Consider the following 11,885-nt stretch of genomic DNA (forward strand, 5'->3'; position numbering starts at 1 on the left):
GCCGGTCTCCGAAAACCCGGTCTGGACATCAGTGTGCCGAGTGGCTACACTGACCCTTTGCGCTGCCTGTTAGCTGCTCCCTGCCCGTCACCAGGGGCATACCCACATCTCAGCACTGCGGACGTCACCTCCCTGACCAGGGATTTCTTCCGTTGTGTGTGGACGTGGGACCGGTACGCGCGTAGTGAGTCCGAGCCCTCGGAAGGACCCCCTCTTGGCCGCCTCGCGCAACGCCTCGACTGCCAATACGAACAACGGCGACAGCACCGCCCCGCTGCGCATCTCTTTTGCGAAGATCAAGGAGCCCCTCGGGGTTCCGAACCTCCTCGCGCTGCAGACCGAAAGCTTCGACTGGCTGCTCGGCAATGCCGCATGGAAGGGTCGCGTCGAGGCTGCGCTGGAGTCCGGTCAGGACGTCCCCACCAAGTCCGGTCTGGAGGAGATCTTCGAAGAGATCTCCCCGATCGAGGACTTCTCCGGGTCGATGTCGCTGACGTTCCGCGACCACCGCTTCGAGCCCCCGAAGAACTCCATCGACGAGTGCAAGGAGCGCGACTTCACGTACGCGGCTCCGCTCTTCGTCACCGCCGAGTTCACCAACAACGAGACCGGCGAGATCAAGTCCCAGACGGTCTTCATGGGCGACTTCCCGCTCATGACCAACAAGGGCACTTTCTGCATCAACGGCACCGAGCGTGTCGTCGTCTCGCAGCTGGTCCGCTCGCCGGGCGTCTACTTCGACAGCCAGATCGACAAGACGTCCGACAAGGACATCTTCTCCGCCAAGATCATCCCGTCCCGGGGTGCCTGGCTGGAGATGGAGATCGACAAGCGTGACATGGTCGGTGTCCGCATCGACCGCAAGCGCAAGCAGTCGGTGACCGTCCTCCTCAAGGCCCTCGGTTGGACGACCGAGCAGATCCTCGAGGAGTTCGGCGAGTACGAGTCCATGCGCGCCACCCTGGAGAAGGACCACACCCAGGGCCAGGACGACGCGCTGCTCGACATCTACCGCAAGCTGCGCCCGGGCGAGCCGCCGACGCGTGAGGCCGCGCAGACGCTGCTGGAGAACCTGTACTTCAACCCGAAGCGCTACGACCTCGCGAAGGTCGGCCGCTACAAGGTCAACAAGAAGCTCGGCGGCGACGAGCCGCTGGACGCCGGCGTTCTCACCACCGATGACATCATCGCCACGATCAAGTACCTCGTGAAGCTCCACGCGGGCGAGACCGAGACGATCGGCGAGAACGGTACGGAGATCGTCGTCGAGACCGACGACATCGACCACTTCGGCAACCGCCGTCTGCGCAACGTCGGCGAGCTGATCCAGAACCAGGTCCGTACGGGTCTCGCCCGTATGGAGCGCGTCGTGCGCGAGCGCATGACCACTCAGGACGTCGAGGCGATCACGCCGCAGACCCTGATCAACATCCGGCCGGTCGTCGCCTCCATCAAGGAGTTCTTCGGCACCAGCCAGCTGTCCCAGTTCATGGACCAGACCAACCCGCTGTCGGGTCTGACCCACAAGCGTCGTCTCTCGGCGCTGGGCCCGGGTGGTCTCTCCCGTGAGCGGGCCGGCCTGGACGTCCGTGACGTGCACCCGTCGCACTACGGCCGTATGTGCCCGATCGAGACCCCTGAAGGTCCCAACATTGGTCTGATCGGTTCGCTCGCCTCGTACGGCCGGGTGAACGTCTTCGGCTTCATCGAGACCCCGTACCGCCGGGTCGTCGACGGCCAGGTCACCGAAGAGGTCAAGTACCTCACGGCCGATGAGGAAGACCGCTTCATCATCGCCCAGGCGAACGCGCCGCTGACCGAGGACATGCGCTTCGCCGAGCAGCGTGTCCTGGTCCGCCGTCGTGGCGGCGAGGCCGACCTCGTCACGGTCGACGAGGTGGACTTCATGGACGTCTCGCCGCGCCAGATGGTGTCGGCCGCGACCGCCATGATCCCGTTCCTCGAGCACGACGACGCCAACCGCGCGCTCATGGGCTCGAACATGATGCGCCAGGCCGTTCCGCTGATCAAGGCCGAGGCGCCGCTGGTCGGTACCGGCATGGAGTACCGCTGTGCGGTCGACGCCGGCGACGTCATCAAGGCCGAGAAGGACGGTGTGGTCCAGGAGGTCTCCGCGGACTACATCACCGTCGCCAACGACGACGGCACGTACACCACGTACCGCGTCGCCAAGTTCACCCGCTCCAACCAGGGCACCTCCTTCAACCAGAAGGTCGTCGTGGACGAGGGCGCGCGGGTCATCGAGGGCCAGGTCCTCGCCGATGGTCCGTCCACGGACGAAGGCGAGATGGCGCTCGGCAAGAACCTGCTCGTGGCGTTCATGCCGTGGGAGGGTCACAACTACGAGGACGCGATCATCCTGTCGCAGCGCCTCGTGCAGGACGACGTCCTCTCCTCGATCCACATCGAGGAGCACGAGGTCGACGCCCGTGACACCAAGCTGGGCCCCGAGGAGATCACCCGGGACATCCCGAACGTCTCCGAGGAGGTCCTCGCCGACCTCGACGAGCGCGGCATCATCCGCATCGGTGCCGAGGTTGTCGCCGGCGACATCCTGGTCGGCAAGGTCACGCCCAAGGGTGAGACCGAGCTGACCCCGGAGGAGCGCCTGCTCCGCGCGATCTTCGGTGAGAAGGCCCGTGAGGTCCGTGACACCTCGCTGAAGGTGCCGCACGGCGAGACCGGCAAGGTCATCGGCGTCCGCGTCTTCGACCGCGAGGAGGGCGACGAGCTGCCCCCGGGCGTGAACCAGCTGGTTCGCGTGTACGTGGCGCAGAAGCGCAAGATCACCGACGGTGACAAGCTCGCCGGCCGGCACGGCAACAAGGGCGTCATCTCGAAGATCCTGCCGGTCGAGGACATGCCGTTCCTGGAGGACGGCACCCCGGTCGACATCATCCTCAACCCGCTGGGTGTCCCGTCCCGAATGAACCCGGGACAGGTCCTGGAGATCCACCTCGGCTGGCTGGCTAGCCAGGGCTGGAAGGTCGAGGGCAACGAGGAGTGGCAGCAGCGACTGCAGGCCATCGGCGCCGACGACGTCGCGCCGCGGACCAACGTCGCAACGCCGGTCTTCGACGGTGCGCGCCAGGACGAGCTGCAGGGTCTGTTCGACTCCACGCTGCCGAACCGCGACGGCGACCGGATGGTCAAGGACACCGGCAAGGCCCGGCTGTTCGACGGCCGCTCCGGCGAGCCGTTCCCGGACCCGATCTCGATCGGGTACATGTACATCCTCAAGCTGCACCACCTGGTCGACGACAAGCTGCACGCCCGCTCGACCGGTCCGTACTCGATGATCACCCAGCAGCCGCTGGGTGGTAAGGCTCAGTTCGGTGGCCAGCGCTTCGGTGAGATGGAGGTGTGGGCGCTGGAGGCATACGGCGCCGCGTACGCCCTCCAGGAGCTGCTGACGATCAAGTCCGACGACGTGACCGGCCGCGTGAAGGTCTACGAGGCCATCGTCAAGGGCGAGAACATCCCCGAGCCCGGCATTCCCGAGTCCTTCAAGGTGCTCATCAAGGAAATGCAGTCGCTGTGCCTGAACGTGGAGGTGCTGTCCTCGGACGGCATGTCCATCGAGATGCGCGACACCGACGAGGACGTCTTCCGCGCGGCGGAGGAGCTCGGTATCGACCTGTCCCGGCGCGAGCCGAGCAGCGTCGAAGAGGTCTGACGGGTCTGGCCGGGACCTCCCAGTGAGGTCCCGGCCCCACCCCGGACCCCCTCAGACCATGATTGAGACTCGACCCTGAAAGAGGGATTGACGACAGTGCTCGACGTCAACTTCTTCGACGAGCTGCGGATCGGCCTCGCCACCGCTGACGACATCCGTCAGTGGTCCCACGGCGAGGTCAAGAAGCCGGAGACCATCAACTACCGCACCCTCAAGCCCGAGAAGGACGGCCTCTTCTGCGAGAAGATCTTCGGCCCCACTCGGGACTGGGAGTGCTACTGCGGTAAGTACAAGCGCGTCCGCTTCAAGGGCATCATCTGCGAGCGCTGTGGCGTCGAGGTCACTCGCGCCAAGGTGCGCCGTGAGCGGATGGGCCACATCGAGCTGGCCGCGCCCGTCACGCACATCTGGTACTTCAAGGGCGTTCCGAGCCGGCTGGGCTACCTGCTGGACCTCGCTCCCAAGGACCTCGAGAAGGTCATTTACTTCGCCGCCTACATGATCACGTGGGTGGACGAGGAGCGCCGTACGCGCGACCTGCCCTCGCTGGAGGCGCACGTCTCCGTCGAGCGTCAGCAGATCGAGCAGCGCCGCGACGCCGACCTGGAGGCCCGCGCCAAGAAGCTCGAGACCGACCTGGCCGAGCTGGAGGCCGAGGGCGCCAAGGCCGACGTGCGCCGCAAGGTGCGCGAGGGTGCCGAGCGCGAGATGAAGCAGCTGCGCGACCGTGCGCAGCGCGAGATCGACCGCCTGGACGAGGTCTGGAACCGCTTCAAGAACCTCAAGGTCCAGGACCTCGAGGGCGACGAGCTGCTCTACCGCGAGCTGCGTGACCGCTTCGGCACGTACTTCATGGGCGGCATGGGCGCGGCTGCCCTGCAGAAGCGCCTGGAGTCCTTCGACCTCGACGAAGAGGCCGAGAAGCTCCGCGAGATCATCCGTACCGGCAAGGGCCAGAAGAAGACCCGTGCGCTCAAGCGCCTGAAGGTCGTCTCCGCGTTCCTGCAGACCCGCAACAGCCCCAACGGCATGGTGCTGGACTGCATCCCGGTCATCCCGCCGGACCTGCGTCCGATGGTGCAGCTGGACGGTGGCCGCTTCGCGACCTCCGACCTGAACGACCTGTACCGCCGTGTGATCAACCGCAACAACCGCCTCAAGCGTCTCCTTGACCTCGGTGCCCCCGAGATCATCGTGAACAACGAGAAGCGGATGCTGCAGGAGGCCGTCGACGCGCTGTTCGACAACGGCCGCCGCGGTCGCCCGGTCACCGGTCCCGGTAACCGCCCGCTGAAGTCCCTCAGCGACATGCTGAAGGGTAAGCAGGGCCGTTTCCGTCAGAACCTGCTCGGTAAGCGTGTGGACTACTCCGCGCGTTCCGTCATCGTCGTCGGCCCGCAGCTCAAGCTGCACCAGTGCGGTCTGCCGAAGGCCATGGCGCTGGAGCTCTTCAAGCCGTTCGTGATGAAGCGCCTGGTGGACCTGAACCACGCGCAGAACATCAAGTCGGCGAAGCGGATGGTCGAGCGCGGCCGCACGGTCGTGTACGACGTCCTCGAAGAGGTCATCGCCGAGCACCCGGTTCTGCTGAACCGTGCGCCCACGCTGCACCGCCTCGGTATCCAGGCGTTCGAGCCGCAGCTGGTCGAGGGCAAGGCCATTCAGATTCACCCGCTCGTCTGCACCGCGTTCAACGCGGACTTCGACGGTGACCAGATGGCCGTGCACCTGCCGCTGTCCGCGGAGGCGCAGGCCGAGGCCCGCATCCTGATGCTGTCCTCGAACAACATCCTCAAGCCGGCCGACGGCCGTCCGGTCACCATGCCGACCCAGGACATGGTGCTGGGTCTGTTCTTCCTCACCACCGACGAGGAGGAGCGCAAGGTCATCGGTGAGGGCCGCGCGTTCGGCTCGGTCGCCGAGGCGATCATGGCGTTCGACGCCAAGGAGCTCTCGCTCCAGGCGAAGGTCGACATCCGCTTCCCGATCGGCACGGTTCCGCCCCGCGGCTGGACCCCGCCGGCTCCGGAGGAGGGCGAGCCCGAGTGGCAGCAGGGTGACAGCTTCCGGCTGCGTACGACCCTGGGCCGCGCGCTCTTCAACGAGCTGCTGCCCGAGGACTACCCGTTCGTCGACTACTCGGTGGGCAAGAAGCAGCTCTCCGCGATCGTCAACGACCTGGCCGAGCGCTACCCGAAGGTCATCGTCGCGCAGACGCTGGACAACCTGAAGGCGGCCGGCTTCCACTGGGCCACCCGCTCCGGCGTCACCGTCGCCGTCTCCGACATCGTCGTGCCGGAGGCCAAGAAGGAGATCGTCGCGGGCTACGAGGCCCAGGACGAGAAGGTCCAGAAGCAGTACGAGCGCGGTCTGATCACCAAGGACGAGCGCACGCAGGAACTGATCAACATCTGGACCAAGGCGACCAACGAGGTCGCCGAGGCGATGAACGAGAACTTCCCCAAGACGAACCCCATCTTCATGATGGTTGACTCGGGTGCCCGAGGAAACATGATGCAGATGCGGCAGATCGCCGGTATGCGTGGTCTGGTGTCGAACGCGAAGAACGAGACCATCCCGCGACCCATTAAGGCGTCGTTCCGCGAGGGTCTCTCCGTGCTGGAGTACTTCATCTCCACCCACGGTGCCCGTAAGGGTCTCGCCGACACCGCCCTCCGTACCGCCGACTCGGGTTACCTCACCCGTCGTCTCGTGGACGTCTCGCAGGACGTCATCATCCGCGAGGAGGACTGCGGCACCGAGCGCGGCCTCAAGCTGCGGATCGCCAGCAAGGACGCCAACGGCGTGCTGCGCAAGGCGGACGACGTCGAGTCCAGCGTGTACGCCCGGATGCTCGCCGAGGACGTCGTCGTCGACGGCAAGGTCATCGCGTCGGCGAACGTGGACCTCGGTGACGTGCTCATCGACCAGCTGGTCGCGCACGGCGTCGAGGAGGTCAAGACCCGCTCGGTCCTGACCTGTGAGTCCGCGGTCGGCACCTGTGCCTTCTGCTACGGCCGTTCGCTGGCCACCGGCAAGCTGGTCGACATCGGTGAGGCCGTCGGCATCATCGCGGCCCAGTCCATCGGTGAGCCCGGTACCCAGCTGACGATGCGTACCTTCCACACCGGTGGTGTGGCGGGTGACGACATCACCCTGGGTCTGCCGCGAGTCGTCGAGCTCTTCGAGGCCCGTACGCCCAAGGGTGTCGCCCCGATCTCCGAGGCCGCCGGCCGCGTGCGGATCGAGGAGACCGAGAAGACCAAGAAGGTCGTCGTCACGCCGGACGACGGCAGCGACGAGACGTCCTACGGCGTCTCCAAGCGTGCCCGTCTGCTGGTGAGCGAGGGCGACCACGTCACGGTCGGCCAGCCGCTGACCGTCGGTGCGATCAACCCGCACGACGTGCTGCGCATCCTCGGCCAGCGTGCGGTCCAGGTCCACCTGGTCGGCGAGGTCCAGAAGGTCTACAACAGCCAGGGCGTGGCGATCCACGACAAGCACATCGAGATCATCATCCGGCAGATGCTGCGCCGCGTGACGATCATCGAGTCCGGCGACGCGGAGCTGCTGCCGGGCGAGCTCGTGGAGCGCTCGAAGTTCGAGGGCGAGAACCGTCGGGTCGTGGCGGAGGGTGGCCACCCGGCCTCCGGCCGTCCGCAGCTGATGGGTATCACCAAGGCCTCGCTGGCGACGGAGTCCTGGCTGTCGGCCGCCTCCTTCCAGGAGACGACCCGAGTGCTGACGGACGCGGCGATCAACGCCAAGTCCGACTCGCTCATCGGCCTCAAGGAGAACGTCATCATCGGTAAGCTCATCCCGGCCGGTACGGGCCTGTCCCGCTACCGCAACATCCGGGTCGAGCCCACCGAGGAAGCCAAGGCCGCGATGTACTCGGCCGTCGGCTACGACGACATCGACTACAGCCCGTTCGGCACCGGCTCCGGCCAGGCCGTCCCGCTGGAGGACTACGACTACGGTCCGTACAACCAGTAAGCGGTAGCCGGCGGCGGCCGGTCCCGTAAGGGCGAAACGCGAAACGCAGGGCGGTCATCCTCATGTCGGGTGACCGCCCTGCGGTGTGTGGGGGATGATGGGGCCATCAGCGCTCCGGCCGGGGGGAGGTCTCACAGGTGGCGTTCGAACCGTGGCAGGGGGGCCGGCCGGCTCACCCGCCTCATCAGATGCCCGCCATGCGTGCCGCGCACGCGGATCGGGAGCGGGCGGTGGATGTGCTGAAGGCGGGGTTCGCCGAGGGGCGGCTCTCCCAGAGCGAGTACGAGGAGCGGGTGGCGCGCGCCTATAAGGCGCTGACCTACGGCGACCTGCAGTTACTGGTGGGGGATCTGCCGCAGGGACCGGTACCGCAGCCGCCGGTGATGCTGCCGCAGCCGATGGTCCCGCCGACGTTCCTGCCGATGCCGCAGCCGAGGACCAATCCGTCCGCGACCGGCTCCATGATCTGCGGCCTGCTCACCCCGCTGACCTGGGGAGTGTCCGCGATCCCGGCGGTGATCCTGGGGCACAAGGCGCGTACGGAGATCCGGCGGAACGGCGAGCGGGGCGACGGCATGGCGCTGACCGGCGTGGTGCTGGGCTGGCTGGCGATCGGGGGCTGGTGCCTGGTGATGCTGGTCACGCTGCTGGCGCTGCTGCCGAAGACCTGAGAGGGCGGGCCGCGCGGGGGACCCGCCGTGGGCGCGGTCGGAACGGGGCCGGAGACCTTCTTCCGTCGGCGCGGTCGGCGCACTACGGTGGCGGCAGCGCCGAAGGAGTCCGGCGTGTCCTACGCGTGTGCATTTGTTTTGACCGCAGCCCATGCGGTAGGTACGCTCTGACCTTGTGCCTGGGGTGTCCCTGGCCTGCCGTGCGCGCATCTCCCTCAGCCTTCGGGCGGGCGGTGCCGGTGCGCACGAAGCCGGGTCCGACACCGTAATCCGCTGCTCCTCGTCCCAGCGAGGGTTCTGCGGCATTCGACACACCCGACCTCGTGGGTCGGCGAAGTTCCAGGTTAGCTTTACCGAGACTGGCACACAGAAACCGGAGAAACGGTGCCTACGATCCAGCAGCTGGTCCGCAAGGGCCGGCAGGACAAGGTCGAGAAGAACAAGACGCCCGCACTTGAGGGTTCTCCTCAGCGCCGCGGCGTCTGCACGCGTGTTTTCACCACCACCCCGAAGAAGCCGAACTCGGCCCTGCGTAAGGTCGCGCGTGTGCGTCTGACCAGCGGCATCGAGGTCACCGCTTACATTCCGGGTGAGGGCCACAACCTGCAGGAGCACTCGATCGTGCTCGTGCGTGGCGGTCGTGTGAAGGACCTGCCGGGTGTTCGGTACAAGATCATCCGCGGCTCCCTCGACACGCAGGGCGTCAAGAACCGCAAGCAGGCTCGCAGCCGCTACGGCGCCAAGAAGGAGAAGTAAGAATGCCTCGTAAGGGCCCCGCCCCGAAGCGCCCGGTCATCATCGACCCGGTCTACAACTCTCCTCTGGTGACCTCCCTCATCAACAAGGTGCTGCTGAACGGAAAGCGCTCCACCGCCGAGCGCATCGTTTACGGCGCCATGGAGGGCCTGCGTGAGAAGACCGGCAACGACCCGGTCATCACGCTGAAGCGCGCGCTGGAGAACATCAAGCCGACCCTCGAGGTCAAGTCCCGCCGTGTCGGTGGCGCGACCTACCAGGTTCCGGTCGAGGTCAAGCCGGGTCGCGCGTCGACCCTGGCGCTGCGCTGGCTCGTGGGCTACTCCCGCGCCCGCCGCGAGAAGACCATGACCGAGCGCCTCATGAACGAGCTGCTGGACGCCTCGAACGGCCTCGGCGCTTCGGTCAAGAAGCGCGAGGACACGCACAAGATGGCCGAGTCCAACAAGGCCTTCGCGCACTACCGCTGGTAGTCGCTACCCACATCGAGACCGAGAGAAGACTGAAGCCTTATGGCTACCACTTCACTTGACCTGGCCAAGGTCCGCAATATCGGGATCATGGCCCACATCGACGCGGGCAAGACGACGACCACCGAGCGGATCCTGTTCTACACCGGTGTTTCGTACAAGATCGGTGAGGTCCACGACGGCGCTGCCACCATGGACTGGATGGAGCAGGAGCAGGAGCGTGGCATCACGATCACCTCTGCTGCCACCACCTGCCACTGGCCGCTGGAAAACGTCGACCACACCATCAACATCATCGACACCCCGGGTCACGTCGACTTCACCGTTGAGGTGGAGCGCTCCCTGCGCGTGCTCGACGGTGCCGTGACGGTGTTCGACGGCGTTGCCGGCGTTGAGCCCCAGTCCGAGACGGTGTGGCGTCAGGCGGACCGCTACGGCGTGCCGCGTATCTGCTTCGTCAACAAGCTCGACCGCACCGGCGCCGAGTTCCACCGCTGCGTCGACATGATCGTGGACCGCCTCGGCGCGACCCCGATCGTCATGCAGCTGCCGATCGGCACCGAGGCGGACTTCAAGGGCGTCGTCGACCTGGTCCGCATGAAGGCCCTGGTCTGGTCCGCCGAGGCCGCCAAGGGCGAGATGTACGACACCGTCGACATCCCGGACACCCACCGCGAGGCGGCCGACGAGTGGCGCGGCAAGCTGCTCGAGGCCGTGGCCGAGAACGACGAAGAGATGATGGAGCTGTACCTGGAGGGCACCGAGCCCACCGAGGAGCAGCTGTACGCGGCGATCCGCCGTATCACCATCAGCTCCGGCAAGGGCGGCGGCACCACCGTCACCCCCGTGTTCTGTGGCACCGCCTTCAAGAACAAGGGTGTCCAGCCGCTGCTGGACGCGGTCGTGCGCTACCTCCCCTCGCCGCTGGACGTCGAGGCCATCGAGGGCCACGCGGTCAACAACGCCGACGAGGTCATCAAGCGCCGTCCCTCCGAGGACGAGCCGCTGGCCGCGCTCGCGTTCAAGATCGCGAGCGACCCGCACCTCGGCAAGCTCACCTTCATCCGGGTCTACTCGGGTCGCCTGGAGTCCGGCACGCAGGTGCTGAACTCCGTCAAGGGCAAGAAGGAGCGCATCGGCAAGATCTACCGGATGCACGCGAACAAGCGTGAGGAGATCGAGTCGGTGGGTGCCGGTGACATCGTCGCCGTCATGGGTCTGAAGCAGACCACCACCGGTGAGACCCTCTGCGACTCCTCCAACCAGGTGATCCTGGAGTCGATGGAGTTCCCGGCCCCGGTCATCCAGGTCGCCATTGAGCCCAAGTCCAAGGGCGACCAGGAGAAGCTGGGTGTCGCCATCCAGCGCCTCGCCGAGGAGGACCCGAGCTTCCAGGTCCACACCGACGAGGAGACCGGCCAGACCATCATCGCGGGTATGGGCGAGCTGCACCTCGACGTGCTGGTCGACCGTATGAAGCGTGAGTTCCGGGTCGAGGCCAACGTCGGTAAGCCGCAGGTCGCGTACCGCGAGACGCTGCGCAAGACCGTCGAGAAGATCGACTACACGCACAAGAAGCAGACTGGTGGTTCCGGCCAGTTCGCGAAGGTGCAGATCTCGGTCGAGCCTCTCGAGGGCGATGGCTACGAGTTCGAGAACAAGGTCACCGGTGGCCGCATCCCGCGGGAGTACATCCCGTCCGTGGACGCGGGCTGCCAGGAGGCCATGGAGTTCGGTGTTCTCGCCGGCTACCCGTTGACCGGTGTGCGCGTCACGCTCCACGACGGTGCCTTCCACGAGGTCGACTCCTCCGAGATGGCCTTCAAGATCGCCGGTTCGATGGCCTTCAAGGAGGCCGCCCGCAAGGCCTCCCCGGCCCTGCTCGAGCCGATGATGAAGGTCGAGGTCACCACGCCCGAGGACTACATGGGCGACGTGATCGGCGACATCAACTCCCGCCGTGGACAGATCCAGTCCATGGAGGACCGCCACGGCGCCAAGCTCGTCACGGGCCTGGTTCCGCTCTCGGAGATGTTCGGCTACGTCGGAGACCTCCGCAGCAAGACGTCGGGTCGCGCGAGCTACTCGATGCAGTTCGACTCCTACGCCGAGGTTCCGCGGAACGTCGCCGAGGAGATCATCGCGAAGGCCAAGGGCGAGTAAGACCCGTCTCGTCAGAGTCGGACCCCGACACGCTTTAGGCTTGACACCGACCGGTGGGGCAAACCGCGTTTATCGCGTGGAATGCCCCGCCGGCCGGCACCCCAGCAAAGATCACCTGGCGCCGATGAGTAA

At 66.3% G+C, this 11,885-nt stretch carries 6 protein-coding genes; all 6 read left to right on the forward strand.

Going from position 1 to position 11,885, the window contains the following annotated elements; all coding sequences use genetic code 11:
- Positions 1 to 214 precede the first annotated feature (214 nt).
- Complete coding sequence (gene rpoB, locus AB0I82_RS25940) at positions 215 to 3,697, forward strand: DNA-directed RNA polymerase subunit beta (RefSeq protein WP_363259760.1); 3,483 nt, start codon at positions 215 to 217, stop codon at positions 3,695 to 3,697.
- Positions 3,698 to 3,793: 96 nt separating this feature from the next.
- Positions 3,794 to 7,693, forward strand: coding sequence for a DNA-directed RNA polymerase subunit beta' (locus AB0I82_RS25945; RefSeq protein ID WP_363260005.1), 3,900 nt, complete (start codon positions 3,794 to 3,796; stop codon positions 7,691 to 7,693).
- A 197-nt stretch (positions 7,694 to 7,890) separates the two neighbouring features.
- The gene (locus tag AB0I82_RS25950) at positions 7,891 to 8,364 is read left to right on the forward strand and encodes a DUF1707 and DUF4190 domain-containing protein (RefSeq protein ID WP_363259761.1); all 474 of its coding nucleotides are present in this window, start codon (positions 7,891 to 7,893) and stop codon (positions 8,362 to 8,364) included.
- A 384-nt stretch (positions 8,365 to 8,748) separates the two neighbouring features.
- Positions 8,749 to 9,120 carry a 30S ribosomal protein S12 gene (rpsL, locus tag AB0I82_RS25955; RefSeq protein ID WP_003948652.1) on the forward strand — a complete coding sequence of 124 codons (372 nt, stop codon included), beginning with the start codon at positions 8,749 to 8,751 and terminating at the stop codon, positions 9,118 to 9,120.
- Positions 9,121 to 9,122: 2 nt separating this feature from the next.
- The gene (gene rpsG / locus AB0I82_RS25960) at positions 9,123 to 9,593 is read left to right on the forward strand and encodes a 30S ribosomal protein S7 (protein ID WP_030262788.1); all 471 of its coding nucleotides are present in this window, start codon (positions 9,123 to 9,125) and stop codon (positions 9,591 to 9,593) included.
- 39 nt (positions 9,594 to 9,632) lie between these two features.
- Positions 9,633 to 11,753, forward strand: a complete 2,121-nt coding sequence (gene fusA, locus AB0I82_RS25965) for an elongation factor G (RefSeq protein WP_363259762.1) — start codon at positions 9,633 to 9,635, stop codon at positions 11,751 to 11,753.
- The last annotated feature ends 132 nt before the right edge of the window (positions 11,754 to 11,885 follow it).

This window comes from Streptomyces sp. NPDC050315, from assembly GCF_040655775.1.
Lineage (GTDB): Bacteria > Actinomycetota > Actinomycetes > Streptomycetales > Streptomycetaceae > Streptomyces.